33 protein-coding genes are annotated in these 26,394 nt (G+C 64.2%); 6 read left to right on the top strand and 27 right to left on the bottom strand.

The features are described 5' to 3' along the window. The 23 genes from ABD691_RS00880 to ABD691_RS00770 all read right to left on the bottom strand — a co-directional run bounded on the left by ABD691_RS00880 (position 1) and on the right by ABD691_RS00770 (position 9,183). Positions 1 to 192: a hypothetical protein gene (locus ABD691_RS00880; protein ID WP_344677363.1), complete on the bottom strand. Its 192-nt coding sequence runs from the start codon at positions 190 to 192 to the stop codon at positions 1 to 3. A gap of 79 nt (positions 193 to 271) precedes the next feature. Then, complete coding sequence (locus ABD691_RS00875) at positions 272 to 466, bottom strand: hypothetical protein (RefSeq protein ID WP_344677362.1); 195 nt, start codon at positions 464 to 466, stop codon at positions 272 to 274. After that, entirely contained in the window at positions 463 to 606 is a 144-nt protein-coding gene (locus ABD691_RS00870) for a hypothetical protein (protein WP_344677361.1), read from the bottom strand. The genes ABD691_RS00875 and ABD691_RS00870 overlap by 4 nt, the downstream gene beginning before the upstream one ends. Further along, positions 603 to 887 carry a hypothetical protein gene (locus ABD691_RS00865; protein ID WP_344677360.1) on the bottom strand — a complete coding sequence of 95 codons (285 nt, stop codon included), beginning with the start codon at positions 885 to 887 and terminating at the stop codon, positions 603 to 605. Before ABD691_RS00865 ends, ABD691_RS00870 begins: the two co-directional genes overlap by 4 nt. A gap of 334 nt (positions 888 to 1,221) precedes the next feature. Then, positions 1,222 to 1,599, bottom strand: coding sequence for a hypothetical protein (locus ABD691_RS00860; protein ID WP_344677359.1), 378 nt, complete (start codon positions 1,597 to 1,599; stop codon positions 1,222 to 1,224). Continuing rightward, positions 1,599 to 1,724, bottom strand: coding sequence for a hypothetical protein (locus tag ABD691_RS00855; RefSeq protein WP_344677358.1), 126 nt, complete (start codon positions 1,722 to 1,724; stop codon positions 1,599 to 1,601). Before ABD691_RS00855 ends, ABD691_RS00860 begins: the two co-directional genes overlap by 1 nt. After that, positions 1,721 to 1,873: a hypothetical protein gene (locus ABD691_RS00850; protein WP_344677357.1), complete on the bottom strand. Its 153-nt coding sequence runs from the start codon at positions 1,871 to 1,873 to the stop codon at positions 1,721 to 1,723. Before ABD691_RS00850 ends, ABD691_RS00855 begins: the two co-directional genes overlap by 4 nt. Next, entirely contained in the window at positions 1,873 to 2,079 is a 207-nt protein-coding gene (locus tag ABD691_RS00845; RefSeq protein WP_344677356.1) for a hypothetical protein, read from the bottom strand. Before ABD691_RS00845 ends, ABD691_RS00850 begins: the two co-directional genes overlap by 1 nt. A 120-nt stretch (positions 2,080 to 2,199) precedes the next feature. Next, entirely contained in the window at positions 2,200 to 2,733 is a 534-nt protein-coding gene (locus ABD691_RS00840) for a zinc finger domain-containing protein (RefSeq protein ID WP_344677355.1), read from the bottom strand. Then, the gene (locus ABD691_RS00835; protein WP_344677354.1) at positions 2,730 to 3,563 is read right to left on the bottom strand and encodes a hypothetical protein; all 834 of its coding nucleotides are present in this window, start codon (positions 3,561 to 3,563) and stop codon (positions 2,730 to 2,732) included. The genes ABD691_RS00840 and ABD691_RS00835 overlap by 4 nt, the downstream gene beginning before the upstream one ends. After that, entirely contained in the window at positions 3,563 to 3,796 is a 234-nt protein-coding gene (locus ABD691_RS00830; protein ID WP_344677353.1) for a hypothetical protein, read from the bottom strand. The genes ABD691_RS00835 and ABD691_RS00830 overlap by 1 nt, the downstream gene beginning before the upstream one ends. Positions 3,797 to 3,840: 44 nt before the next feature. Continuing rightward, positions 3,841 to 4,524, bottom strand: coding sequence for a DNA cytosine methyltransferase (locus ABD691_RS00825; RefSeq protein ID WP_344677352.1), 684 nt, complete (start codon positions 4,522 to 4,524; stop codon positions 3,841 to 3,843). Further along, the gene (locus ABD691_RS00820; RefSeq protein ID WP_344677351.1) at positions 4,521 to 4,850 is read right to left on the bottom strand and encodes an HNH endonuclease; all 330 of its coding nucleotides are present in this window, start codon (positions 4,848 to 4,850) and stop codon (positions 4,521 to 4,523) included. Before ABD691_RS00820 ends, ABD691_RS00825 begins: the two co-directional genes overlap by 4 nt. After that, positions 4,847 to 5,218, bottom strand: coding sequence for a hypothetical protein (locus tag ABD691_RS00815; protein WP_344677350.1), 372 nt, complete (start codon positions 5,216 to 5,218; stop codon positions 4,847 to 4,849). Before ABD691_RS00815 ends, ABD691_RS00820 begins: the two co-directional genes overlap by 4 nt. Continuing rightward, positions 5,215 to 5,544, bottom strand: coding sequence for a hypothetical protein (locus ABD691_RS00810; RefSeq protein ID WP_344677349.1), 330 nt, complete (start codon positions 5,542 to 5,544; stop codon positions 5,215 to 5,217). Before ABD691_RS00810 ends, ABD691_RS00815 begins: the two co-directional genes overlap by 4 nt. Then, positions 5,541 to 5,921 carry a hypothetical protein gene (locus ABD691_RS00805; RefSeq protein ID WP_344677348.1) on the bottom strand — a complete coding sequence of 127 codons (381 nt, stop codon included), beginning with the start codon at positions 5,919 to 5,921 and terminating at the stop codon, positions 5,541 to 5,543. Before ABD691_RS00805 ends, ABD691_RS00810 begins: the two co-directional genes overlap by 4 nt. A 352-nt stretch (positions 5,922 to 6,273) precedes the next feature. Then, the gene (locus ABD691_RS00800; protein WP_344677347.1) at positions 6,274 to 6,474 is read right to left on the bottom strand and encodes a hypothetical protein; all 201 of its coding nucleotides are present in this window, start codon (positions 6,472 to 6,474) and stop codon (positions 6,274 to 6,276) included. 110 nt (positions 6,475 to 6,584) lie between these two features. Continuing rightward, positions 6,585 to 7,334 (bottom strand): hypothetical protein, encoded by a 750-nt coding sequence (locus ABD691_RS00795; protein WP_344677346.1) that lies wholly within the window; start codon positions 7,332 to 7,334, stop codon positions 6,585 to 6,587. Then, on the bottom strand, positions 7,331 to 8,095 hold the full coding sequence (locus ABD691_RS00790; protein WP_344677345.1) for a hypothetical protein: 765 nt from the start codon (positions 8,093 to 8,095) through the stop codon (positions 7,331 to 7,333). The genes ABD691_RS00795 and ABD691_RS00790 overlap by 4 nt, the downstream gene beginning before the upstream one ends. Beyond that, a complete protein-coding gene (locus ABD691_RS00785; RefSeq protein ID WP_344677344.1) occupies positions 8,092 to 8,430 on the bottom strand; it encodes a hypothetical protein in 339 nt (112 codons plus the stop codon). The genes ABD691_RS00790 and ABD691_RS00785 overlap by 4 nt, the downstream gene beginning before the upstream one ends. Beyond that, the gene (locus ABD691_RS00780; protein ID WP_344677343.1) at positions 8,427 to 8,696 is read right to left on the bottom strand and encodes a hypothetical protein; all 270 of its coding nucleotides are present in this window, start codon (positions 8,694 to 8,696) and stop codon (positions 8,427 to 8,429) included. The genes ABD691_RS00785 and ABD691_RS00780 overlap by 4 nt, the downstream gene beginning before the upstream one ends. Next, on the bottom strand, positions 8,693 to 8,926 hold the full coding sequence (locus ABD691_RS00775) for a helix-turn-helix domain-containing protein (protein ID WP_344677342.1): 234 nt from the start codon (positions 8,924 to 8,926) through the stop codon (positions 8,693 to 8,695). The genes ABD691_RS00780 and ABD691_RS00775 overlap by 4 nt, the downstream gene beginning before the upstream one ends. Continuing rightward, positions 8,923 to 9,183 (bottom strand): helix-turn-helix domain-containing protein, encoded by a 261-nt coding sequence (locus tag ABD691_RS00770; protein ID WP_344677341.1) that lies wholly within the window; start codon positions 9,181 to 9,183, stop codon positions 8,923 to 8,925. The genes ABD691_RS00775 and ABD691_RS00770 overlap by 4 nt, the downstream gene beginning before the upstream one ends. 144 nt (positions 9,184 to 9,327) lie before the next feature. Between ABD691_RS00770 and ABD691_RS00765 the strand changes: the two genes are divergently transcribed. Then, positions 9,328 to 9,834, top strand: a complete 507-nt coding sequence (locus tag ABD691_RS00765) for a helix-turn-helix domain-containing protein (RefSeq protein ID WP_344677340.1) — start codon at positions 9,328 to 9,330, stop codon at positions 9,832 to 9,834. Here ABD691_RS00765 and ABD691_RS00760 read toward each other — a convergent pair. The 3 genes from ABD691_RS00760 to ABD691_RS00750 form a co-directional block, all read right to left on the bottom strand. Then, the gene (locus ABD691_RS00760) at positions 9,831 to 10,106 is read right to left on the bottom strand and encodes a hypothetical protein (RefSeq protein WP_344677339.1); all 276 of its coding nucleotides are present in this window, start codon (positions 10,104 to 10,106) and stop codon (positions 9,831 to 9,833) included. The genes ABD691_RS00765 and ABD691_RS00760 overlap by 4 nt on opposite strands. A gap of 968 nt (positions 10,107 to 11,074) precedes the next feature. Next, on the bottom strand, positions 11,075 to 12,154 hold the full coding sequence (locus ABD691_RS00755; RefSeq protein ID WP_344677338.1) for a radical SAM protein: 1,080 nt from the start codon (positions 12,152 to 12,154) through the stop codon (positions 11,075 to 11,077). A 360-nt stretch (positions 12,155 to 12,514) separates the two neighbouring features. Beyond that, on the bottom strand, positions 12,515 to 13,612 hold the full coding sequence (locus ABD691_RS00750) for a hypothetical protein (protein WP_344677337.1): 1,098 nt from the start codon (positions 13,610 to 13,612) through the stop codon (positions 12,515 to 12,517). A gap of 261 nt (positions 13,613 to 13,873) precedes the next feature. On the opposite strand from ABD691_RS00750, the gene ABD691_RS00745 reads away from it, so the two are divergent. Then, a complete protein-coding gene (locus tag ABD691_RS00745; RefSeq protein WP_344677336.1) occupies positions 13,874 to 16,540 on the top strand; it encodes an AfsR/SARP family transcriptional regulator in 2,667 nt (888 codons plus the stop codon). A gap of 7 nt (positions 16,541 to 16,547) precedes the next feature. On the opposite strand, the gene ABD691_RS00740 is transcribed toward ABD691_RS00745, so the two are convergent. Further along, entirely contained in the window at positions 16,548 to 17,444 is an 897-nt protein-coding gene (locus tag ABD691_RS00740; protein ID WP_344677335.1) for a serine/threonine-protein kinase, read from the bottom strand. Positions 17,445 to 17,756: 312 nt separating this feature from the next. Here ABD691_RS00740 and ABD691_RS00735 point away from each other — a divergent pair, with 312 nt between their 5' ends. The 4 genes from ABD691_RS00735 to ABD691_RS00720 are packed head-to-tail and all read left to right on the top strand — an operon-like array spanning position 17,757 to position 26,284. Then, positions 17,757 to 19,154, top strand: coding sequence for a PD-(D/E)XK nuclease family protein (locus ABD691_RS00735; protein WP_344677334.1), 1,398 nt, complete (start codon positions 17,757 to 17,759; stop codon positions 19,152 to 19,154). Continuing rightward, complete coding sequence (locus tag ABD691_RS00730; protein ID WP_344677333.1) at positions 19,151 to 20,203, top strand: pPIWI_RE_Y domain-containing protein; 1,053 nt, start codon at positions 19,151 to 19,153, stop codon at positions 20,201 to 20,203. Before ABD691_RS00735 ends, ABD691_RS00730 begins: the two co-directional genes overlap by 4 nt. Before the next feature lie 16 nt (positions 20,204 to 20,219). Beyond that, positions 20,220 to 23,558, top strand: coding sequence for a pPIWI_RE_Z domain-containing protein (locus ABD691_RS00725; protein WP_344677332.1), 3,339 nt, complete (start codon positions 20,220 to 20,222; stop codon positions 23,556 to 23,558). Positions 23,559 to 23,560: 2 nt separating this feature from the next. Then, positions 23,561 to 26,284 (top strand): pPIWI_RE module domain-containing protein, encoded by a 2,724-nt coding sequence (locus ABD691_RS00720; RefSeq protein ID WP_344677331.1) that lies wholly within the window; start codon positions 23,561 to 23,563, stop codon positions 26,282 to 26,284. Positions 26,285 to 26,394 lie beyond the last annotated feature (110 nt).

Genomic DNA, 26,394 nt, shown 5'->3' with positions numbered 1-26,394 from the left:
TCAGAAGGTGGAGTTCAGCCGGTACTCGGTGCGGATGGCATCGGCGGCCTGGGGTGCGACTGCGTCGCCGTCGTATGCGGGCATGCGCTTCGCCACTCGACGCCCAAGCATCCACTCGATCTCGTCGCGCACGGTCTTCTCGTTCAGGACGAAGTCGTCGGCGATCTCTCGCGCCAGTTCGGTGACGCTCATGTCGTGCTCCTGTCTCGGGACACACTGGTCCCGTGGTCGGAATACATGGAATTGATCGAAAAGAGGGTTCAGCTGCGGCTCACGCCGCGTTCCGAACCTCGGCTTCGTCCTCGTGCTCGACGGCCGGGATGTGCTGCGGGCACCAGTCGAAGTCCTCCCCGCACCACCAGCCCTCAACCTCAGCGGCCTGCTTCAGATACGGGTTCGAACCAGCCTTGATGTACGTGCGGTCGCAGCCCTCGTGATCACAGCGAAGAACAGACAACGCGGTCACAGCTGCCCCCCGTTTTGCTCCTGCCAGCACCGCAGCATGCCGTACGACTGCTGGGCACGCGTCAACCGCTCCGCCAGTTCTTCCATGGTCAGGTAGGTCGCGATGCCGACGGTGGCGACGATGGCCTGGACGAGGCTCATGGCGTCACCTCGAAAGGCAGGCCGCTGATGTCTGCTTCCGCCAATCGCTCTCCGGCGTTGACGTGGTCCGGGCATAGGGCACGGTTTCCGATGAGCAGCCAGCCATCACTGCGGAGGTACGTGGCTCGGATCCAGGGGACTTCGCGGGTGGTGAAGAGTTGCGGAATCTCGTCCCACGTCTCGTCGTCGTCGTTCCACCACGTCCACAGCCGTTGACACTGGCCGTGCGTGGTGTCCCCGTCGCACCGGATCGCCCAGTGGGACACCTGCTGCCAACCCATCAGAAACCTCCATCTCCGAATTCGAAAGTCATCTGCGAGCCACGGGCGATCCGAACCTCGGCGCGAGCCACACGTCCCTCCTGCTGGCACTTCAAGAGCTGCTGCCAGATGGGATTCCTGTTACGTCGAGCGATAACCCGGTCCGTGCACGCCCCGGTGTCCACGCACATCCACGACACCGACGACACGTCGTTCATCGATCCGCAGTCCAAGCACCGCACGGTCTTTGGACAGCAGGTGCACACGTGGATCCCGGACACGCCGCCTCGGACAGCTCCCGGGCAGTGGTCGTGACGGCGGACCGCGCAGAAGCCGCAGCGGAACGGGCGGCGGTTCACGACGCTTCGCCCATCTCAAGCACGTTCCCGACGACCTGCCACTCGTGAACCTGCCGCCATGACCGCCAACCGTGGCAGGACACATCATCGGGGTCCACGCCGATCACACGCCACGCCCCTTCGCTCTCCGTCAAAGACTTGACGTGGACAGCGGTGAGACCATTGCGAGCCCGGCGTACTTCGCCGATCGGCGGCTGGGAAGGCAGGGGAATCGCCTTGATCCAGGGACGAGCAGCATCGAAAAGGCTTCGGGCAGCCCTGCTAGCTGTGGACGGGTCACCGACCCAGACAGCATTCGGCACCTGGTCGTACTCGCCGACGTAGACGGTGACCGTCTCGCCGACGCGTTCGGCGGTGATGTACCGGTCGGACATCACTCCTCCCCGGTGATGTCGAGCTCGGCGAGCTGCTGGTCAAGCCAGGCGTCCAACTTGGAAACCTGGTCGGCGGTCAGGTCGGAGGTGGTCAGCTCCTCACGCTGCGAGCTCTCGGGGTTCACAGCTTTCCTCCCACGCGCTTGTAGTGTCCCCACCACATCGCGATCCGGCGGGTGACGATCTCGCGGTGCGACTCGTCCTCCCTGACTCGGGCGAGCAGCTTTTCCAACTGGTCGATCCGAGCGAGGCAGAACTCCGGGGTCACCTTCATCACGCCACCGCCTTGTGCGCGGTGTTGTAGGCGTCGACCAGAACACCCGCGTCGTAGGCGTTGGACACGTCGGCGATCTCACGACCACGGTTGTCGACGACCCGGTACGGGCCAGAGTCGGAGGGCTCGACGTGCAGGGGGAAGGCGATCGACTCGCGCCTGGTGTCGAGTACCGCGGCTGCCGCCAAGAGGACGGTGGACTGCATCTCGGACTCCTTGGGTTTCCGGGCGATGCGGCAACTCTAGCGCGAACAATTGCGAACAGTCAAGCATTAGCGCGCTATTCAAGGCCTTCCGACACCCACCACCCAGACGGCGGCACACCGCTACGCGGCACTCCTCTTCGATGCCTGAATGCGCGAGTCGTGGCAGGTCGAGAGCGGCACGAACTCGCCACGACGATGCCCACGGGTGAGCTGGCGTGCGCATGGCCGGCCAGGAGCCGCATGACAATGTGGGCACTCCACGCTCAACGCCTCTGGCTTCTGCTTCGGGATCCGCTGCCATCCCAGACTGTTCGCCACCGACTCAACCAAGGAACGGATCCGCTCCGGCTCCGGAGCTACGTCCCTTGCGGGTCCTTCGATCGCTGCCTGCCGGGACTCATACAACTCCACCCGCTGTTGCCGGCTCCTGGCCTCCCGTTGAGCCGTGATGCGCTTCGTGACCACTGCGGGGGTCAGGAACCCGCCATCGAACGCGAAGTGCTCCTTGACCGCTTCAAGCGCCTCTTCGTACGTCCAACCTGCACGTGCTGCGGAATCGCTCCACGCGTAGATGTCAGCCTCGCCACGTTCGCGCCCGTCGTAGGCCGTGGCGACTTTCAGCAAGCCGACGAGCTGGTTCCGACTGAGGCTCATGCCGCACCTCCCGGCAACGCCCGCAGGTGGGTGCCCGACTCGTCCTCGAGGAAGGCATCGAGAGCGTTGATTCGGTCGTCCTTCGTTGTCGAGCCTGCGCTTCGACGCGGGCCGCGACGCTCAGCGTCCTCCTGAGCCCGGCGCATCCAGTTCCGCCAAGTCGCCGTCCAGTCCCGTTTCGTAGCGCCCTGGCCGCTTCTCCCGCGCCAGTAGTCGACGAACTTGTCAGTCTCGGTGCGGCCGACGAGAGGGGTGTTCTGACGTGCCCACTCGATCATCTCGGCAGTCACTTCGAAGTCATCGGGGATGCGGGTCGCTCGGGTCGTCGTGCGCGTGCCCGCACGCGTCTCCCCCTCCTTCTCCTCTGCTCCTTCTCCTCTCCCCTCCTCTACTACTCCGCCAGTGACGACGCACTGATCTTTCACGGAGTCATCAGTGAAGACTCCGTGATCGGACACGGACGCATCCTGACCGGCAGGATCCTGAACGTGGCCATCCGCCGGCGCAGGGAACTTCGAGCCCTGCGGTCGATTCGGCTTCTGGTGTTCCTTCCAGTTCGTAACCTGCAGGTACGCACGACCATCAACCACGTACCTGACGACCCGCTGGCGCTTCGCAAGCTCCGCCAGATCCGCAGCGACATCGTCAGCAGTCACGTCCGGGTCGAGCGGATAGAGAGCAGCGTGAATCAGCCGCGGGTTGTCCTTGCATCGACCCTCGTCGTCGCAGTGCGTCCACAATCCGATCCACGTCAACCGGGCACGAAGGGTCAGCTCCGCCACGACCTCGCTGGTGAAGAACTCGGGTTTGATGCTGCGGATTCTCGGCATCAGGCGGCCCTCCCGTGGTTGGCGCCGAGCCCGAGCCGGGTGCGGATGCGGCCGACGGTGTAGGTGGTCATGCGGGTGTGGGCGGCGATCTCGATGTCCGTCCAACCGTGGTGGTGAAGCTCGTAGACCAGGCGCTCACGGTCAGCCGGTGCCAAGATCTCCGCGGGCTGCTCGCCCTGGACGCATGCCCGGTAGGCGATGCGGTTCGTGATCGGTCGCGTGTCGGGCCTCATCGCGATCGCCTCCTCTCGTGTCTGGGTGTTGGGGTACGGGGTGATCACGCCGCGTCGTCCAGCTGCAGCGTTAGCTGGCCAACGCGCTCGGCCGGTCCGGCCAGAAGCTCCTTGCCGATGTAGCGCGTGTAGGCCGGCGGGATCGATTCGCAGACCTCATTGATCGAGGTCGTCCAAGGCACTCCCATCACCTCGGCCGCCTTGCGCTGCCATGCCTTGGAGTGCTTGCCGCCGTGGATCGACATGAACGGCGCCTCCGGGGTGGGCAGGTAGCCGTTCCGGATGCACCGAGCCGTGTGCTTCGGATGCGGCGGAGCAAGCAGCGGGAACAGCGGGAACGAGGTTTCGAACCCGCGGTGCCGATACACCTGCAGGCCGAACATCGCGCCGCACAGGATCACCGGGTCCAGAAGCGGTGCCTGCGGGACGTTTTCGATCACGTACGGCAGGCCGGTGGCAACCAGGGCCTTTCGGGTCTCCTCAACTAGATCCGGGTAGACCTTGTGGTTGTAGGCGTTCAACAAGCTGTATGCCTGGCAGGGCGGGCTGGCGTGGATCGCGTCGAACTCGTGGCCGTGCTCCTTGACGAACTCAATCGCGTCGGCCTGATGAAATTCGAACGGGTAGTTCGGCTGCTCGACGATGTCGACACCAACCACTGCGAAGCCGGCTTGGTGGTAGCCCATGCCGGCGCCGCCGGCGCAGCAGAACAGGTCGAGGATCTTCACGCCGCACCCCCAAGGTCGATCAGGGCTGGCGTCATGCCGCCGATGTCGTCGAGGATGACGTAGCCGTGCCATGCCAACCGAACAGGCACTTCGAGCGGGGACTGCCAGGAGCGGACGACATAGCCGCGGGTGGCTGCCTTCGCTGGGTGTTCGGTGATCCATCGGTGGCACTGGGAGCACACGTGCAGACCGTTCGCCGCGGTCCACTTGCCACCCTGACTGCGGTTCTTGCGGTGGTGCCATTCAGTCGCATGCTGGTGGCCGCACCTCTCGCAGACACCAGCGGACCGGCTGTAGACGAGGGCGCGGGCGGTCTTCTGGCTCATGCCGTCCACCCCGGGTTGGAGGCGGTGAACCGCAGCTCCTCTTTCAGGTTGGAGTTGATGGCACGACCGATCTCGGAGCGGTCCCGCAGTGCCTTCAGCTTGTCCTTGCTGGCCTCGACGAGCTGTTCGTGAACCTGGACGGCATGCCAGGAGTCGATAGTCAGCTCCTCGGCGCGACGCCGGCGGAAGTCCATCGAGCCAGAGGTGTTGAGGAATGCCTGCGCGAAGTCGAGACGGTGCGCACGGAGTAGACCGGCGTACTGGCCGCGGAGTCGGACGAGCTCCTGTGTCTCGGTGTCGATGTCCTGCTCGATCTGCCACAGGGTCGCGGCGGCTTCAGAAGGAGAAAGCGGCGGGCGGTCGTTCACGGCTGGCTCCTGTTCTGGCATCCGGTCCATCGGCTGATGCGTCCGGCGTGTCGGCTGCGGCGAGTGGCGCGGCGATTGCCGACGTAGGTGATGAGCCCGGCGCGAGCAGCGCGGGAGAACAGGCTCGGGAGAACATTGGGGCTGTGGGGTTGGACGTCGGCGGGGATCCGCTTGCGGACGTCCTCGGCGTCGAACTCATTGCCCTCGGCGATCAGCTCGGCGAGAGCGATCTCCGCGTAGTGCAGGAAGTCCGACCGGTGCGGCGCGGTAGCGGCGGCGAGGTTAGCTTCGACGCCAGCGAGCTGGAGCTGTTCGCCGGTGGTCATAACCCACCGTCCCGGCCCGGAGCAGCACCCAGGCGGTCGACCTCCAGAAGCAGCATCTCCTGATCGGTGAAACCGACCTGCCGACCGAACAGCCACTCAGCCATCCAGTGATTCAGCAGCGTGTGGACCTGTTCTCCGTCTTCCCATGCCTCGTTCAGCCGGAGAGCGATGGCCTTCGCTCGCTCGGGAGCCAACCGCTCCAGCTCGGCCATGAGCGCAACGACCGCGAGCGCCGAGGAGACCACCTGGCCGCGCATGAACATCTGGAAGAACTCTGGCTCGATTTCCGCACGCATCTTTTTCATCCAGTCATTCGCGGTGGCGGCATTTCCCGCCCGGATGAAGTCGTTGATGATGTCCGCTGGTGTCTCGGCCATGTCGGTCAGTCCTCTCGGATCGCGATGTCTGCGAGCAGTTGGTGCAGGGTGGTGCCGCTGGATCGGGTGCATCGGGCGACGTCGTTAGTGCTGAACCCTTGGTTGAGGAGGCGGCGGGCAACCTCCTGCTTCTCCGCCCACGTCAGGGCTCGCCCGACCGGTTCCCGCTGCCTGATGGCCCTCTCGATAGCGATCTCGTCGCACCACGTGTCCTGGGCTCGGGGCTTCCGTGTGCGGCCTTGCGTCAGGTGTGCGGGAGGTTCCCGGTGCGTGACCACCGGGATCGCCCACTTCCCGCCCCGTTTAGTGCGGCGGATGTCGTGTACTGCGGCGGTGGATCCAACGAGGGGCTTCACGCGGCCTCGCCACCGTCCTGCTGCACCGGCTCGTACCAGTCGCACCAGCAGCGCGGGTCTGGATGCGCGTGGTTCTCCGGCGCGGTCCAGCACTCGCCTGCGTCATGAGCGGATTCGACATGGCCGCACCAGCACACCGGCTCGCTCGTCGTCGCGGCCTCGGTACGTGTGCTGATCTCGCTGGATCGGTTGGTCATTGCGATCTCCCACCCTGTTTTTGGGATGCGAAGGTCCAGCCCACGAATGCGGCATTCGCGGGGAATTGCGGGTTGTGCTCGCCGATTACGGGTGCGGCGTCACCCAGAGATCACGCGACGTGCAGATCAAACGAAGGATCGTCAGAGCTACGCTCCACAGGAGCAACCGAGTCGGCATCCTCGGCCGAGTCCTCGCCAGTCGGCTCCTCAAGCTCAGGCGCGGGGGCAGCAGCCAGCGGCTTCCGCTGCGCCGTGCGACGCGGCCCCTTCGGCTGTCGAACGGCGGGCGACTCGTCCACCGTCACCTCGTCGTCCAACTCTTCCGTCGCGTACGGCATGCCCAGCAGGACGTCAGACGCGATCAGACGGCACACCTCGGCGGTAGCACGGGCGATCAGCATGTGCTGCGGCATCTTCCGCCAGTTCGGCTTGCCCGTCAGCTCCATCTTCTTGGCGCGGTCCATGTCCCACACGACCGTCTGGATCACATCCGAGCCGTTGCGGCGGCCCTTCGCGACCACGCGGGTGTCGCTAGAGTCCTCGATCCATACCTCGTGGCCACGAGACTGCACCAGCCCGCGCAAAGCGTGCGCCCGCATCGCCGGCGTTCCCTGGATGATGTCCAGCGAACGCAGCGCCGACATTGGCTCCAGCCCGATCTCCTGACCGGTGAGGATTGCCGCAGTGATCTCGGCAGGCTTACCCTGCATCGCCTCGGGAACGAACTTCGTGCGCGCCAACGACTGCGCCACGACGTTCGCCTGCTGCGCGTCCATTGCCCACTTACCCAACTTCGACAGGTGGTCGTACTGCTGACGCTCGGCGAGGGTGCTTTCCGGTCGGGTGTCGAGCTCGGTCATGCGGCACGCTCCAGGGTGTTGGGCTGCACGGCGGGGCCGACGAGATCGCGGGAGGTCTTGGCCCAGCGGGCGACGGTGGCGACGTGCAGGAAACGGTTGTGCTGGTACTCGTCGGCGGGAAGCTCGTAGACGTCGTAGCCGTCGGAGCGGACCCAGATGGCGAGTGCGCCGACGATTCCGAGGTCGGCCATCGGCTGCTCGTTCTTGTCTGCGTCGAGGTAGAACTCCGCGAATCTGTATGCCGCGAGCTGAAGCACCGTCTCACCGAAGATTCCGGATCGAGAGGTCTTGATGTCGGCGATCATCCGACGCCCGTCTGGCAGGTCGATGACCATGTCGACGGTGCCGCAGTAGTTCCACTTTCGGGACGCCACCTGGGCTTCGACAAGTACCGGTGCGGGCTGCCAGGTGTCGAGGAACCTGACATAGGACTCGACGTGTCCAGCAAGTTCTTCAGGGACTTCCACCTCGTCGCCCTGGATCAGCTTCTCGGCGAGCTTGTGGACCTCGGTGCCGCGCTTTGCTGCCTTGTCGAGCGCGGCGAACCGGGCTCCCTTCAGCTCTGAGAGCCGCTGGGAGGAAGGCATGTCGGCGAGTTCGGCCCAGTTGTCGATGGCGAACTCGGCGGTGGTGTTGGCAGCCCAGTTGATGAGGGCGGGCTTGGGGACACCGTCGCCGATGAGCTTGGTGACGCCGTCGGCCTTCTGGCCGTCCAGCTTGTACCAGTGGCCCTTGCCGTTGTCGATGCGCTGGAGGGTCATGCCGCAGCACCACCTTGAGTCATCCATTCGCGGTCGTCTTCCCAGTACGGTTCGGTCGGCTCGTCGCGGTGGACCAGCAGCAGCGGCGCTGCATGGGTGATCCATGCCGGGTCAATCGGCCGATTGGTCCCGGCGAGCGCACCGATGAAGACGAACAACGGACGATCTGAGCCAGTGATGTGTCGAGGCAGGGTGATCGCGAGGCACTGCTCGAACGTGTCGTTGCCGCCCGGGTAGCTTCCGGTGATCTCCCACAGCGACTCGGGTTCGGCGGCGTCCCACGGGCGATGCATCAGCATCTGCTGCTCTGCGTGCCGTAGCGGATCGGTGCTCATGCTGCTGCCTCCAGGGCGTAGGGGTAGACGGACACCTCACGGCGGATCACGCTGCCCACCTGGGCGTCATCAGAAGCGGTACGGATCGCATAGCGCAGGCACGCGCCGTCATCGCACACGTTCAGCAGGCCGACCGGCTCATCCTGGGCATCCCAGTAGATGCCGTTCACACCCGCGCACTCAGCCCCGCAGTTCTCGCAGTCCGGCGGGACATCAGTGGTCACGTGCTCGGTCGTGATGACCTGCGGAGAGTTCAGCCAGCTCATGCCGACCTCGGCATGGAGTCCGGGTGACGCATCGGCTCGTCCGCGCCGGCCAGGTACTCGTCCAAGGCGGCCTGCGAGATGATGTACGCCCTACCGGTGTTCCGGCTTCGGATCTGCTTCGTGGTCAGCAGTCGGCGAAGCTGCTTCTCCGTAAGGCCGAGATACTTCGCCGCGGCAGGCACGGTGAATGCCTTCGGCGCGACCTCGTCAGGGTCCGTCACGATCTTCATGCCGCATCACGCGCCACGTCGACCCGGTGACTGATCTCGTCCTCATCCCTCGGAGACGGCTCCAGCACCGACACAGGGACGTTGAGCGCGAGCGCAATGCGCTTGATGATCGGAGGAGTAGGCTGACGCTTGCCCTGCTCCAGATCAGAGAGGTGACCGACAGAGACACTGGTAAGACGGGACAGAGCTTGGAGCGAGAGGCCGTCCTTGGACCGAATGACCTGGAGCTCCAGCCACCCGTCAGGGTGTTTGAGCATGACACGAGCATAGTGCGAACAATCGCGAAGTGTCAAGCATTGCCGAGCATCCGTGGCGCCTTCGCGTTCCTCACATGCAGCACATTTGCGACAGTACGACGTACGCCCGGGTGAGCATCGTCGAGCATGTGTAACACTGACCGCGTGCGCGACGACTGGGAATTCGGACGCGAGTTGCAACGCCGACGTGAGATCGCCGGGCTTTCCAAGCGGGGCCTGGCCGAACGGTCTGGCATATCGGAGGGGCGAATCCGCCAGCTAGAGACCGGGATCCAACGCGTCAACCGCGAGAACGTACCGGCCCGGCCATCAGCTCCCACCGTGTCCCGAGTAGCCAAAGCGCTCGGCTGGGATGTTGATGACGCGCTCACGCTCGCTGGCCTTGCCGATGCTCCACTCGTGCCGAGGGCGGGCCGACCCAGCCGCGGCGACCTCGACGACAAGATGACCCAGCAAATGCAGGAGATCTGGCGACAGATCACGCCAGAGCAGCGAGACGCCGTCTTGCGGGTTATGCAGGCCATGACCTACTCCCCCGGCCTAACCCTGCACTCGACGGCGTCCACGAGCACAGACATGGAAGACCACGTGGATATGCCGGATGCCGACGAACCGACCTATGAACGCGACGGCACGTCGGCCGACAGCTAGTGAATCTGCTCGTCCCGGACGCGGATCTCTTCCTCTACCTGAGCAACGGCCTCCTGTAACACTCGAAGCCTCTCAACCGCTGGCGCCGACACCGGCGCGAGCACGTAGGTGTGCATCAGCTCAGGGTGCTTCCGGTCAGGCGCGTTGAAGGTGACGATCGCACCTCGGATCGTCGATGGGTCAATGCCGTTGGCGTCGGCGCACATCCGCACCGCGAACTCCATCAACGTGTCAGGGTCCGTCATGATCTCGCGCAACTCGTCCAGGCTCACGTGACCCCCTGATGTGATGGGCGGCGACAACGGTAGTTCGGGAGATACCGTTGCCCTCGGGCAATCGAGCGTAGAACGCGGGTTCCCCTGATCGATGGAGATGGCCCCGCTTGATCGATCCGTCCCCTGAACGGACCGCACTACATCCACACGGATGGAGTGCAGACACCAAACGCCAGGCGTGATGTCAACCCGTGCGGTGGATTCAGGATACGCGAACGGGCGATCATCGAACACGAGTGCTATGGAACCTGCCGCCTGTACGCGATGCAAGCCGACACCCGTGCCTGCGCCCCCCGTGTCACACGATCGGCCGCCAACCACGCTGTTGCTCGATGCCGCACGGGAAGGGCTTCAGGCCGCCCAGCGTGCCGCTCCGGCCATGATTAACCCATGGGTTACGTCCCGCAGTGGGGGGCAGCGGCGGGCCGCACAGGTCAACTGCGGCACGTCTCGAAGCAGGTCAGAGCTCCGGAGGTCAGTGCAGGGCACAGGGACCTAACATCCGTCCAGTGTGCGTTCGAATCGCACCGGGGGCACTCTCCGGACTTGTACGAGCGCCCACTGAGTTCGAACAGCAGCGCTGCTCCTGTCAGCGGGATCGGCGTGGGTTGATTGGCTACCACGCGGGCCATTCCGTCCAACGACCGAACCAGTGGTCGTCGTAAGGATCTGCTCCGTAGTCCCATGGGTTTGCTGACGGGGTGGCGTAGTCGATCAGGTCCCAGCCCGGACGTACCGGACCACACATGCTCCGGCTGACCCCCGAGATCCGCAGCATGTAGCCCACCCGCGTCGAACCGTACGAGTGACCGAGTAGCTGCGACCTCGCCGAGATCGGAGTAAGTACCGGGTACGGTCGTCATGACGTTTTGCGCGGTGTCCGGGTTACGGTGGGCGATAATCGCCGACCTGGGATTCTGCTCAGGTACCGCCATGATCACCCGAACAGCGCAGGACGAAGCTGCTTACAGGCCAGTGCCTCGCCGGGCGGTGAGTCGGCGGTATTCTGATTCGCGCAGGGTGAGGATTTCCTTGCGTACGGAACTGATCAGAAAATCCTCGATCGGCAAGCACAGGTCCATCCGCTGGATGCACACACCGACGTGGTACCGACCGGCACGGTCATAGTAGAGCCGCACGCCGTAAAATCCTTCCTGACAATCGGTGCCGTTGTTGAAGCGGCATCCTGCGCAGGTTTCCGGCAACCGTAGACTGCGGATCTGCTTGAAGAACACACGCCGTCCGTTGGGCAAGCGATAGGCCGTACGCATACCGGATACGCCAGCTGTGAGGTAGTGCGCCTCAACGACGGCGCCGCGCTCGGTGAGGATGTGCTCGATGGCATTAATCGAGTCGGTGCCGTGATCGAGCGAGTTGAGCAGCCGCACAGACAGATGCGGCGAGTATTCGTCCAAGAGCCGGTGGACGCGTGGGGCGTGACTGTGGTCCAGCACGACGATGTTGGCGCTGGCCTTGATGTCGTGCATCTCGCAGGTGGCGATCGAGCGCTTGAGCGCGTCGATCTTGCGTTGAGCAAGGGTGGGCTTGCGGTAGCGGGAGTGCTGAACCTCGGCAAGTTCCGTGGGCGTGGTGCCGAAGATCGAGAAGTTGACCCGGTCAAGCCCAGCCTCACCACATCCGGGCAATACTCGATCGCCATGCTCGCCGTTGGATGTCATCCCGACCCGATAGCCTGCTTGTGTCGCGATTCTGATCAAATTCGCAACCGAGGGATGCAGAGTGGGTTCGCCGCCGGTCAGGTGCACCTCGGTGAAGCCGAGCGCGTCTCGTAACCAGGTGAGAACACGACCGAACTCTTCGTCGGCTGGGATCGGTGCCGGCAGAAACGTTGCACCGTTGGTGGCAGCGTAGATCGACACACGTCCGCTGATTCCGGTCGCGGTGAAGTCGCCGACTGTCCGTTTGCGGTTGTCCGACGCAACGGGCGTACCTTCGTTGTGACAAAATGTGCAGGTCATGCCGCAGGCGTCAAGGATCTTCACACGAAGCGTCGTGTCCTTTTCGACGTGGATCGGAATGCCCATGAGATTCATAGCGGATGTATCTCTTTCTGACTCGTAGGGTCGGAGAACCAGGTCACCTGCACATGTCAGGCTCGATCGTTGTTGTACGGGCACCAGCGGGGAGGGGCACCATCCCGGCGCCCCTCCCCTGAAAAGAGCGCTAATGACAGCGATCAGAGCACGCCCGAGCTATCTAGATGGGCGCCCCGTGCCAGATCATTGCACCGGCCAGGTTGCGCGAACGAGTGTCTCCCGTGCTCCCCTCGTCGTCATCGCCCCCTATGTGACGCCCGGATGAGGTGGCGGAGTACTGATAGTGGCGCATGGTTTTCTCCTTTTCCTTCTCGTATTCGCGATCCTGGTGACCGCGAAGTCTGTTCATCAGGAAGATCGGCGTGTTTGGAACGCGATTCCTGCTGCTGGTATTGACCGACAGCTCGGCCTTGTCCGTGGTTCCGGGAGATGGAGCAGCCTGTACACGACCGCCCGCACGAGCGCACCAGACCGCCCCGGGGCCGACGTCAGTTGTGCAGCGATCTCCGCACCGCCTGATGCCGGCCCACTGTCGAGCTGGCGGTGCAACGGCATTGCCGGATTGACCGTGGTCGAAACCTTCGCAACCGCTTCCGCCACCGGGCCAGGTGCGCATCCCGGAGGCCGGCTCCGAAATGTCGCGACAGGTTTGCCGATCGCCGCGGCGTGCGTGATCACCGCCTCGTCGTCACCGACGACTCGGTCGGCAGCGATCAGGGGGATTCGCCAGTCCACCGTCGGGGCGATGACTTCGAGACCACTGGCGTGCGCTGTCCTGATCCACGCGCGCACCCGGCGAACACCGTGCCCGAACCAGATGCCGGGGTGCAGCTGGAACAGGACTCGGTTGCCGTTGCCGAGGAGCTCCTCGGTCAGCCTGGAAAAGAATGCAGGATCGGTACCGAACACCGAGCAGGGGCCACGCGTAGTGGTCGCCAGGATCACTACATGTCCGTTCCTGATCCCGAGCGCACTCCTGTACGCGTCCCGCAGCGGAAGACTGGCTATCAGACGGTCATAGCCCACATCGCCGATCACCGCGGCGTACCGCGCTGCCTCCGGACAGCATTCGTACAGGAGATCACGCTGCCGACGATGCGGCAGGCCGATGACCGCAGGAACCGTGCCCCTCCCAAGGACAGCACGGTGAAGGTCTTCGATCCCGCCGGCTCTCCGCTCCTTCGCAAAGATTCTTCGCTCCGACATGTTGAGCAACAGGAGCACCGGACCGGTCAGGTTCGACGCCTCTGAAGCGGATGCGGTGACGATGAGGTCGAAACGTCGGCGGCACGCTTGCTGCCAGGGAAGGACCAAGGCCCCGGCTTCGGCCAGGAAAAGTTCCGCCCCCGCAGCAGCGGCACCGGGAGCAACAGTGAACATGATCCGGATGTCCGAATCATGTTTGATCCCCGACAAGACATCGAGCACCCGGTTCCCTGCGGTCACGGAATGGACCACGGAAAGGACGTCCCGGCGAGGCCGCATACCTCTGTCCATCTCGGCGGCCCGCCCGAGTGGCAACTGCGCCGACCCAGCGTTCGCTGGCCCGCTTCGTTCGTCGTGATCAGCCACAGCAGCAAGTCTGTCCGGCGTGCGTTGGAGGGATGTTGGAACAAAGCGTTGGAACGGGTTCAACGCCTCTGCTGAACGGGTGGCGTCGCACTGCGCTGACCTGGCTTGTTGTGGTGATGTGGTTCACTGCATGGCGTGGAAGAAAATCTTCGAATCTGTCTTCTCGGCAAAGTCCAGGTGCTGCGTAACGACGAGGCTCTAAAAGCCTTCCCTCGGGTGTTGGCGCTGCTCGCAGTTCTGGCGCTGTCCCCTGCCAAGCCAGTAGCCAGGGACAAGATCAACTTCTACTTGACAGGCGACCCGAACGGGCTTAGCGCTACGACGCTGCGGGGGTACGCCCATGCGTTACGCGAATGCGTTGGGAAGGGGCGCATCTCCAACCCACACCAAGGTGCCCTTCAGCTGGACGTACCGTTGGACAAGATCGACTACTGGACGTTCAAGGACCTTCTTGCACAGGCCGGGAGCGGGGATCTGGCCACCAGGATCGAAACCTTGCGGCAGGCACGGGACTTGTGGACAGATGCGGCCGAGCCGTTGGCTGGACTGGGTGACGTGCACTTCCAATACCAAGTTGCTGAGATGCAACGTCTCCGTCGGGAGATGTATCGCGACCTGGTAGCGGCGGAGGCGAAGCATGGAGAGGTCGCAGAAGCACTGGCAGACGCCCGCCAGGCATGCTGGCTCGTCGGCGACGATGACGGACACTTCTCAAGCACCATCGAGGAACTGAAGAAGAGATCCCGAGTTACACGCGAGCCCGCACGTCTTCAACTACTGCGGTCCTCGCGACCGATAATTTTCGGCAGGGACCAGGAACTGGAGCGCCTCGACGCCTGGCTTGTGCCCGATGCGGAGCTCGTTCGCGTCGTTACTGTCACTGGTCCGCCCGGCGTGGGGAAGACGGAGTTGGCTACTACCGCTGCGCGTAGGGCGCAAAGCCGGTTCGCGGACGGCGTTCTATACGTGGACTTGAACGGATTTTCCGATGACCAGCAGGAATCGATCGACGATGTAAGGCTGTCAGTTCTCGGATCGTTGGACGTGCGCGTCAACGGACAGCTCGCCAAGGATGTCGCCAGCGCCTATCTCTCGGAGTTGGCCGCGCGATCTGTTCTGATAATTTTCGACAATGCCGTGAACTCGGCGCACGTATGGGATCTGTTGCCGGGCGGAGCGGGCTCCGTGGTCCTGGTCACGAGTCGTTCGCGGCTTGTCGAGCTGGCGGTGTCGAAGTCCGTAGATCACCTTGAGCTGGGACCGTTGGATCCTGAAGCGAGCATGCAGCTGCTTGCTGATGCGATCGGTGATGACCGGGCCAGGAACGAGAAGGACGCCGCCGAGCGACTGCTCACCGCATTCGGCGGGATTCCGCTGCTGCTGATCATCGCTGCGGCCCAGGCACGCCGTCATCCTCAAGCGCGGCTGGAATCTCTTCTGGAGGAGTGGAAGAAGGAACAAACACTACTGAAACTCGATGTACCCGGAAATCGGAGATTGGAGCTGCGAACGGTGCTTTCCTGGTCCTACGGAAAACTGTCGAAGAACGCCCAGCAGCTGTTTGGGTTGATCGGTGTCCACCCACTTCCGGTAATCCGGTTCGAGGCACTGACACACATGTCCGGAGTTGCGAGCACCCAGGTACGGACTGGCGTCGCAGAACTCGTGGACGCCAACCTCCTCAACGTGGTCGATGGGCACCACGACCGATACAGGGCGCACGACCTGATCAACGCTTATGCTGCCGAGATCGCTGCGCAGTGGCCTGCCTCAGAACAGGATGCCGCACGCAAGCGGCTGCTGGAGTACTTGGCGCACGCTGGCCGGGCCTGCGACCTGGCGATGGGGTCCGAGCGTGAACTTCCTCTGGGGCCATCGCCGGATACGCTGCCCCTGCCGAAGCCGACGACGAGCTCGGCTGCAAGGAGCTGGTTCGACGCCGAGTACCCGGTCTACGTAGCGGTTCTCAACGATGAGAACTTCTGGAAGTGGCAGGAGTATCGATGGTTGCTGCCACTGACGCTGGTCACGTTCCAATGGCGGCGCGGATACTGGGACGAGGCCGTTCGCTTCCTCCTGGTGGCACGCGACCTGCTTCGGGACGTGACCACCAGCAACTGGGGGCAGGACGAGCAGAGGCTCCTGATAATGACTTATCGGATGCTCGGAGGAACGTACCGGCTTCGCCGGGAATACCCCCTCGCAGAGGGCGCACTGCGGCAGTCGGTCGCCACCAGCGTGAAAGCCGGCGATCGACATGGCGAGGCACTGGGGCTGCAGTCCCTCGGTGTTGTCCATGAGGAACAGGGGAACTGGGCAGAAGCGCGTAAGGAGTTCCCGCGCACGGCCGAGCTTTTCGGCCTGTTGAGCGACCGCCGTGGCCAGTCGCATGCGCTGAACGGCGTGGCGAGTGTGTTCCTGGCGGACGGCAGCCCTCACGAGGCGTTGGAGAAGGCACTAGAAGCGCGAAGTCTGGCCAGTAGGGAGACGGATCCGAACGGTTGGGCTGCGATCCACCGGAACCTCGCCCGCTGCCACGCCGAGCTGGGAGAGGACACCGCTGCCGTCGATTACTACCGGTCGGCAATCGAGGTTTACGTCGAACAGGGCGCGACCATCAAGGAGGCACGGGGCTACTTCACGATCGGAAAATGGTTGCGCAGAAGCGGAAACCTGGCAGACGAACGCCGTTGCCTGGAGAGATTCTGCGAGTTGTGCGACAATCAGCGAAACTTGTCCGAGGTAGATCGCGAACGCATGAAAAAGGCACGGGCCAGGCTGACACAAATCCGTACTCGCTAAGGGGAGATCACTCCGCCGCGAACCGTTGCGGTAGATGTTTCCGCAGCCACCGTTCGGGATCGTATTCGGGAGCCTGCGGATCGAGCCGCGAATCGGGCTCCGGAAGAGAAGACCGGAGACGTTTCAGGACCTCCCCCATGGTCCCCGGTCTGCGGTCCAGATCACGCTCCACCATCTCCCGGACGAGATCGGCGAGGCCTGGACCGAGGCGGCGGGTGGTCTTCTCCGAAAACTCGGCCACTTCGTCGCCGACGTTCCAGTTCACTTTCTTGCCGTAGGGCACGGAGTTCGTAACCATCTTGCAGATCAGGCATCCCAGCGCATAGATGTCGCTCCGCTGATCCACAGCAGTTCCTTTGACCTGTTCCACGGGAGCATACCCTCGACTGCCGGCCGGCCTGGGCTTGTCCCACCAACGCAGGGCGATGCCGAGGTCGAGGAGGTGCACCATTCCTTCGTCGTCCAACAGAACGTTGTCCGGCTTAACATCCCGGTGCACGACCTCCTTCCGGTGCGCGGCCTCGAGGATCATGCCCAGCTGAATCGCGATCGCCGTCGCTGTTCGACGTTTGAGCGGTGAGAAGTTTTGCAGGACCTCGGTCAGGTTCCTGCCCTCCACGAGCTCCATGACAACGAACCACGACTTGTCGATACGGCCGACGGCGTGAACGGTGGGGATGCCGCGGATGCCACGCAGATACTGCCCCAGTCGACCCTCACTGATCAGTCTTTCCTGCTTTTCCATGTACCACGTGGTCGATTCGAGCCATGGATCATGCACGACCTTCACCGCTACCGCGTTCCCGGACGACTCATCGACAGCCCGATAGATCTCCCCCATGCCACCGCGGCTCAGGTGCCCCGTGATCCGATAGCTTCCTTCGAGCAGCGTTCCCGTGCGCACGACAACCTCCCCCAGTTCGTGATGTTGGAAGGATTACCGAGGACAGCGGGTGCCCGCCACCAGATTCACCCACGAAGAGCAGTGGGGTGTGTGCCATGATCCTCAGCACTGGAGGGATACATGTCGGATTGGATTGCGCCGGATGGTGTCGTCGGAAGTCCGCGAAGCATCGAGATCTGGACGGGCGCCGTCGGCTCGGCGGATTTTCGATGCCCTATGGGGGAAGCTCTGCGGGCTCGACGGGGTATCGCGCCGCGGACGAGGCCGTCTCGCAAGAACGAGGTGCTCGAGGATTTTGCGCTGGCACCGTTCATGACCGTACTGGACGGGATCGAGCACGACTTCTTGTCCGAGGCGGAGTCGTTCGCCCTGCTTGGCTCCAAAGAGCGAGGCTCGCGGCGCGTCCACTCGGGTGTGCTGCGCTGGACAGAACACGCCGTCCAGCACTACCTCACGGCGTTTCCGCCGGGAAACCCAGATTTGAACGGGGAGTACTGGCAGCCGGTAAGGAGCAGTTGGACGTATGAGCAGGAGCTCAGCAAGCCTGATCGACGCGGGGTTCGCTCCTACCGAATTCGCGTGTGGGGGCGTTGCTACCGATCAGCTGATGGTCGGGTCAACGAGCTTCGGATGATGTCCTACCGCCGTGACGGCAGGAAGCGGGCGACAGAGGAAGTGGCAATCGCCGCCCACATCGCCGCGAATGCGCAGTCACGGCCTGAGCGCGTACGCGTACGTGAATTCACATGTCTCGATGGAGAGACCGAGCTCCTGTACGAGGGGACTCCCGAACAGGTTGGGGAACTCTACCGGGAGTTCGGCGCGCCGGCGCTTGCCGAAGTAGTCGACGGTTCCGAGTACCGTCCGGGAGAGCCATGCGTGAAGTGTCTCTACCGCGTGGAATGCCCTGGTCTTCCTTCCGCCCCCGGAGTGCTTGGAATCTCCGACCGGAGCAGGCCCAGGCGTACCTGGTCAGTGACGAACGGGCGCAACTACCGTGCATGCCCGGCAAAGGACTTCCTGCGCCGCATGCGGCTGCCCCTTGACCAGCGGATCGAACGAGTTGCGGCTGCCGAACGCGGTCGCGCTCTGCACGACCACCTTCTTCGTAAGCACGCTGCCGACAGCCGCACACCCTGTGCAGCTCGCGCGGAGGAACACTGGAGCCCTCGCCCACTACCTCCTGACGAGGCTGAGGCCGGAGCCGCCATGCTGCGCCACCACTCCGAGGTGTGCCCGCTGCTCCGGTTGCCACCGGGTGCTGTGTTGAAGGCCGAACCTGGCCTCGTGTTCGACGACACCGACGCCGACGTGGTCCTCCTCGTCACGCCGGACCTCCTGTACCAGGACAGGGGTTCCTGGGTATGGCGGGAGGTCAAGACCACCCGTGGCGCTGCCGGGAAAGCGTTCCGCACGCTGGAGTCCGTACCGCAGATCGCGCTTGCGATCGTTCTCCTGGGGCGCGGTCTGCTCGGTGGCAGCCGGGCACGTTCACGCGTGGAACTGGAAGTCCTCCGGCCCGATGGGGTGGACCTGCGGCTGTTCGACCCGTTTGATCGCCGAATGCGCGCGGAGGCGGCCGAAGTGGTCCACGGACTGGTACGCGACTGGCACCGAGACGACGAGTTCACCCCGCGCCCAAGCTCCGAATGCCGGAGCTGTGAGGTCCGTCGTTGGTGCCCAGCAGCCCTCCCGGAGACTGCGGGATGATCTCCGACAAGGACGACACGGCCATCGTTCGTATGGTCGCCCGCGGAATCATCGAGCTCGGTGCGGTGGCGAGGTTGGCGTCGTTCTCGATGCCCTATCCACGGAGCGCGCAGCTGGCGCTGGACAAACTCGTGGCAACTCTGTTGGAAACGCCCGGAAGCGCACCGCTCAGCGTCCCGGGACTCGTCGACTGGGCACGGTACCGGCCGTTGAAGGACTGGCCCCTCAGCATTCCGGACGATCTGCTCACCGGCGACGACCTGCTCATCAGCGCACGGACGGGCAATCCTTCACAGTTGTGCGTTGAGTGGGCGGCAGACCGGGGCGAGTTGGAGCGGAACGCTCTTGAGAGCCTGCGCAGGCTCGCCGACGACTGCTCAACCGCGGACAAGTACCTGCGTCACCTGATGTTCCTGGTCGAGCGTCCGGTCGTGATCGAACAGGAATTGCTGAAACTCCAGGATCGTCGGTTGCTGCGCGTGTGGCATCGAGTGCGAGACCTGTACGAGCCCGTTCCCCAGAGATACGTGTTCCGGGACGCGGCCGCACTGTGCTCTGCCTGCCGCTTCCTGATGGTTCCGGCGGAAGGTATGGGGTGGGTGTGCGAGACAGACGACTGTGCCTCGTACTTCCCGGACGGCGACGTGCACGCGGCCGACCAGCTCTTCAGCCTGCCACTCGGTCTGCGCTGGTTCGTGGCTCATCCGGGGCGGACTGAGCTGGCGCTGCGCGGGTCGTTGGAGTCGCGGGGAGCAGCAATCGACCACCGGCACGACCATCTGGTGGTGACGTGGCAGGACGACGAGTCCTGGGTGCTCATGACGCGGGACCGGCTCAACCCCGCACTGCTGGCGCGGTCGATCGGTGAACGAGCAGCGGATCTCCGGGCGGACCGGGTTCTGGTCGTCGTACCGGGGAACCGGCTCGTTGCACAGCCGGACTACCGCGAGATCTTCGCTCGAAACCTCCCAACGGCGGCCTCCACGGCCGAACTCGTGGGGGACGACGAACTCATCGATCTGGCGTCGGCCCGTTCGTGCCGGCCGTGACCTGGACAGGAAGGCCATGCGGAGCTCGAAACCGCTGTTCGCCGACATCATCGAACGCATCCAGAAGTCTTACCGTGTGTCGACCGGCAAGCTGCGCGACATGTTCATCACCGAACTCGGCCTGCTCTTGGCGGAGCGGGTGATACCTGACCGTCCGGTTGTGGATGCCTGGACCCTGTTTACCGGGTACCCGTTCGCACGTCACGCAGGGCTGGCGGTCTCCAAGGAACAGCAGCGAATGCTCAGTGTCGCGCGGTACGAGCTGTGGACCCGCCGACGGCGCAACGCGTGGCGCGACGCGATCGAAGCGTACAACGAGATCGAGGAACCCCTTCGCGCCTACCACGAGGTCGATCCCACCCAGCCCTTGCGGCGGCGACCGTTGTCGGTGGCACCGGACCGGTTCGAGGTGTACGAGAATCTGCTGGCAAACGCTGCTCCATTCAAGGGAGACCAGCTGCCGATGGCGGGGTCGGGACTCCACTTCTTCAGCCAGGGTCAGGAGATCACCAGTGTCGATCTTCCCGAAGTTGGCCTGCCGCGGCCGGAGGGACACCGGATCGACGAGCCATTGCGCGAAAGTGGCCGACCCCTCTCGGTCCGCAAAGCGGACTTGCTGGTGACCGCGAGAGAGATGGATCAACGCAAGTGGGCGGACTGGGAGGGACGGCTCCGAAAATCCGGTCTGTACACGCGGATGGGCGACCGATACGTCGACAACGGCGAGGACGCCGTACTCACCGTTGACGGTATCCAGCACTTGCTCGGCATCGTAGGCGCGGGGAAGAGCACCCTCCGCGACGTACTCACGGTGCATTGCGTGCGCAAACTGGGACTGCGCGTGACCGTCGTGCTGAGCGACGTCGCAGAGATGCTGAAGCTCGTCGAGCTTCTCCGGTTGCACGGCTGCCATCCGGCTCCGGTCATCGGAATCTCCAACAGAATGCGTCATGCTCAACGTCTGCACCGACGGTTGGCGGGGCGCGGCAGGGAGAATCTGCTCGCGCACAACGATCCCAGCTTCGACTACCTCAGCACCGCATGCGTGTTGAACACCCTGCGGGATGGTGAAGAACCACTCACCAACAACGAGGTACCGTGCGCGTCGCTGCGGACCAGAGACCGGCAGGAATGGGTCGACGAAGACGACGTCGTCCGGATTTCCAGACAGCGTGTGGTCTGCCCGTACTGGTCCAGCTGCCCACGCCACCACGGAGCACGCGAGCTCCTGCAGGCCGATGTCTGGCTCGCGACACCGCCGGGCCTGGTCGACGCCTCGGTGCCGTGGCCGCAGAACGCCGAGCGGATCCGGTATCTGGAGCTGGCGTGCAGGCGGAGTGATCTGGTCCTGGTGGACGAGGCAGACAAGGCCCAGATCCAGTTCGACCAACTGTTCGCTCCGGCGGTGACGTTGGTAGGGCGAGGCAGCAGCTCGTGGCTGGACCAGGTCAGCGCGCACAAGATCCGGGAACTCGCCAATCGCGGACGGGTGCAACTGTCCGACAGCGACGTCCAGAACTGGTCGGCGGCGGTCAGCACGGCCACGCTCGCGACAGACCGGCTCTACGGGCTTTTGGTGCAACGGCACGAGATCCGGAAGTGGTTGCGCTCCGGTCACTTCAGCGCTTGGAGCCTGCAGCAGAAGCTGATACTGGATCGGTACCCAGCACCCGAATCACCAGAGGACAAGGATCCGGACGCGGAACCGAGGCAGGTGCTACGGGGCGTGCTCGATCGCTTCCGCGACAACCCGTTCGGAGATCGTGCCGACCGGGCTGCCCCTGACGGAGACCTGGTGCGCCTAACCATGGAACTGCTGCACACCACGTCATTGCGCAGAGCTCGCACGGAGCTGAGGAGCAAGCTGGCCAACCTGTTGAAGCTGGAGCACTCCCCGTCGGCGGGCTCGCTGCTGGACGTGTGGGCGCCCAGGTTCGAGTTCACGCTGGTACTAGCCGCACTCGAACCCAAGCTTTCGCTTATGACCGCGATGTGGCCGCGCGTGGAAACGGCGCTGAACCTGGAGTTCAACCAGCTGTACAGGAAGCCGTACGACTACGGCCCCGTCGTGCCCGAATCGCCGATGGGCAACGTGCTCGGCTTCCAGTTCCACGCCGACGACCCGGACCACGGCGGATTCCACAGTGGTGAGTTGCAGTTCTTCCAGTGCGTCGGAGTGGGTCGGAAGCTGTTCCAGGCGATGCGGTTGATGCCGGATGCAGACGGCAAGAAGAGCCCCAACGTGTTGTTGATGTCCGGCAGCAGCTGGGCAGGGGCGTCGACGCGATACCACGTGGACGTTGCGGTCGGAGCATTGTTGGCGCCGCCGCCAGGGGACATCGAACGGATTGGCGCGAGCGTCTTCCGGTTCCAGCCGGTGGATTCCGGCATGGGGCCGATCTACATCTCGGGTACCGAGAACCCGGACGCCCGCATCGAAGCGTTGAAGCAGATCGCCTTCGAACTCGGTGGTCCAGGGAGCAACGGCGTAAGTGCACTTCAAGAAGAGCTGGCCGACATCGCTGATGATGACAGGCACCGAATCCTCCTTCTCGTCGGCAGCTATGACGAGGCGGAGCAAGTGGCTGACAAGCTGCACTCGATTCAGCGATGGCGTGGCCGAGTTCTGCGGCTTGTTGCGGACGATGCCGAGATCGGGGTCGCATCTACCGACCGGGCGGGCGTGCTGCGCCGCGGCGACGTCGAAACGCTCGCCGACACAAGCGCGGACCTCCTGGTCGCACCACTGTTGGCGGTCGAACGCGGGCACAACATCCTCAACGAGGCGCACACCGCGGCGATTGGGTCCGTCTACTTCCTCGCGCGGCCAAACCCTCGACCGGACGACCTGATCCTTGCCGTGCACGCGATCAACGACTGGTCCATCCGCGTTCAGAGGGACGGACGCTTCAACGAGTGGGTCACCACGACTGGTTCCCTTGACGACGCTGGCCTCCGGTTCCGGCGCGAAGCCAGGAACGAGTGGAGGCGGGTGCTCCGCCGGAGCTTGGCCTGGAAATGGCTCGGCGATGACCGCGAGTCGGTCACCTGGGACATGCTCGTGGTCATCTGGCAGGTCATCGGGCGGCTCGTTCGCGGAGGCGTGCACGCCCGTGTCACGTTCGTTGATGCGGCGTTCGCGCCAAACACGGCCGAGGGTAGGCCGGATCTCGAAACCGAGGAGTCAAGCCTGCTGTTGAGCATGCACGCGGTACTCGACAAGCACTGCTCGGATTCTGCTGAAGGCTCTTCCACGATTCCGTCGCACGAGCGGCAACTCGTGCACGAACTGTACAAACCGCTGTGGTCAGCGCTCGGTAGCTGGCTGGCCGAAGAAGCGAGGAAGCATCGGTAACCATGAATCCGCTTATCCGCGTCGCCGCGTACGAACCCGTGCAGCCGCTAGCCCATACCTTCCGGACGATCGAGTTCTCCGAACGCTGGCGCCGAGAGTTGGTCTCGGCCTATCAGCGAACGTTCACGCGCGGACGTGAGCAGCGCAACCTGCCCATCGATGCCTTCAATGCGCTGCTCCGCGCTTCAACACCGGAGTTGATCGCCGCGAGAGGCGCGACCGCCGACCCGAACAACCCCTGGCTGTACACGACGGATCCGCCCTCCGATGACGTGCTCGCCATCCTCTTGGAGACCTGGGTCCGCGATCTGCTCACACGCGGGCGAGGCGCCGAGGAGTTTGACGACGACACCATCGCCCACCTCGTGGATGGCCTCGCGGACGCAGTGCCGACATGGTCGCGGACGGAGGTGGATCTGGCGGCCGCAACCCTGACCGAGGGGGGAACAGCGCGCCCGGATCCCCGGCTCTACCAACTCCTGCCCGAGTTCGCTGCCGCCCGTCTTGCCAGTTCCACCTACCGTTTCCGGGGTGCCGAGCTGTCCTTCCGAGTGGTCACGAGCAGAGACCAGGTGGAACTTGTGTCATGGCCGCCGCGTGCACACCGAGCCAAGGGAAAGGACTGGTACCACTCGCTGCGGTTGCGGATCTCGGTACAGACAGTTCCGTTCACCAGCGCGTTCCGCCTGCACGTGACCAGTGGTGTGCGCCGGTGGATCTCCGGTGAACCGGTGAAACTCCGTGACCGGGGAATCACCGCGTACCTCCAGATACCACTTCCCGACCCGCTGCGGTCACCGGGAGTGCCACGTCTGATCGCAAACCGCGTGGGCTACGACAGACAGCAGCGACGAGTGGACTGGGCGCGCAACAGCCTCGCCCGGTTGTTGCCCCACCTCCCTGTTCGGCTTTCGTTGCCCTCCGCGGAGGAACTCCTAGCCGAGCCGGACCGGTGGCGGCATGACGCCCGTGGAGTCACTGCGTGGCTCGTGCACAGCACCACGCTCCAAGCCGACCACGAGGTCGGCGTGGGGCTGCTTCCGGTGGAACGGTCGATGATCGACAGCTGGGTCGAAGAGGTGCTGAGTCCCGAATTCGTCCGGGCCCCTGATCTCATCCGGGCGACGCGGCGGACGAAGCCCCAGTTGTCGGTGTCCCGGACCGATCCGGACAGAAGGAAGGTCCAAGACCGCAGAGCTGCGGTATCGGCGGCCGTTCGAGGTGACCCACTGGTCATCGACATCCGGTTCGAGCACGAGTACGTCAAACGCGCACTGCTCAAAGCCGTGTGCTCGTTGCTCGGGCTCCCACCGACCGGCGGCCTCGAAGGAACGGAGTTCGAGTGGCGGGTCGGTGGTCTGACGGTGCACGTCCGGACTTCGCAGTGGGCCTCGATCCCGGCCGAATTGCGGGTGGCGTCGGGCCTGAGCCGACGGGAACGTGCGGAGGCGATCGCGCTCGCGGTCGAGCAGCGGCGCTCGGAGATCCATGCTCACTTCGGTTCCGTGCCGCTGGGGGCACCAGTCGGGCTCACACTCGTGGAGCTGCGCAACGCCGACATGTTCGGCAGCGACCAGGACCCGAAGACTGCCGTTCGGTTGGGATGCGCGGACGCACATCGAGTCACGCAGTTCATCACTCCCGGGGAGGAGAACCTTTCCGAACGGGCCAAGTCAGCCGTTCTCGATGGACTTCGGCAGCTCGGCGCGGTCATCACCCCGCATCACCGACTTGACGTGGACGTTCCTGCGAACCTCCAGTACGTCGGGATGTGGATGGCACGGAAGAAGTCCTTCACTTCGGGGCGGCGAGGACGGCAAGTACTGATCGCAGTGCGCCATCGCCTGGACGAAGGCACCTACCGCGTCGAGGCGTGGGACGATCTGAGCAAGGACTGGATCCCCTATCCCAAGCTTCTGTTGCAGCTGGCACGTTCCGAAGAATCCGACGCGGCTGGCTGGGGCAGAGAATGGATGACTCGACAGGAACAGCAGGTGCACGCCCAGGAGCGGATCCGGGCGATCCTCTACCAGGTGCGCGATACTCCCACGCTGGTCATGGTTCAAGCGGCCAACATGCGCAGTTCGTGGCCGTGGCTAACCAATCAGCGCGTTGTTCGCGACATGCTCGCGTTCGGCGACGACCCTCCGCAGCGGCTCGGGCTGTACGGGCCGGACCTGCGGTTGGTCCAGATCCGTGATGCCGGCAACCGGGATGAGGTGCCGCAGTGGTACGCGCCCCGCGCGGACGACCGGATCGCCGGGTTCGCGAGCGGACTGTGGCAGCCGAGGAACGCAACGGCGGACAATCGCGTTTTCATGAGCGTCACGGAGGTATCAAAGCAGGGAGTGAGACCGAAGCAGGCGGTCAAGTACGCGGAAGGGCCGACTTCGCCGACGATTCCCGGGTGGAATCCGGAGTACCGCGAGATCGTGGTGCTTGGGTGTCGATCAGAGCCCTTGGTCGAAGCGGAAACGCACGGGCACTCTGCCGACACGCCTCTGGTGTGGGCGACGTTGGCACACCAGCTCCGCCATGCTGACGACTACGTACCGCTCGGTCTCCCGCTTCCGCTGCACCTGGCTGCACTCGCCGAGGAGTATGCACTGGAGGCTCCGCCGGATGACCAAGGGGCCAGCGCGGGCGCGGTGACGACATCTCAAAGGACCTCGTCAGGGCCAACTGGGGCGTTCGGTTCCGAATCGCCCCTCGAGACAGGACGGTGATCCCGCGGTGAGGCCATGAACGGGCACAGCCGGGGTAAAGCGACGAGTCGACCCCAGCTCGGGCGGCCAGCGCGCCTGGCAAGGTTAGTCGTACGTCGCTTGGCAGGTGG

Source organism: Saccharopolyspora taberi (assembly GCF_039534165.1).
Lineage (GTDB): Bacteria > Actinomycetota > Actinomycetes > Mycobacteriales > Pseudonocardiaceae > Saccharopolyspora_D > Saccharopolyspora_D taberi.
The sequence above is the reverse complement of the archived record's forward strand: the minus strand, read 5'-3'. Positions and strand labels throughout refer to the sequence as shown.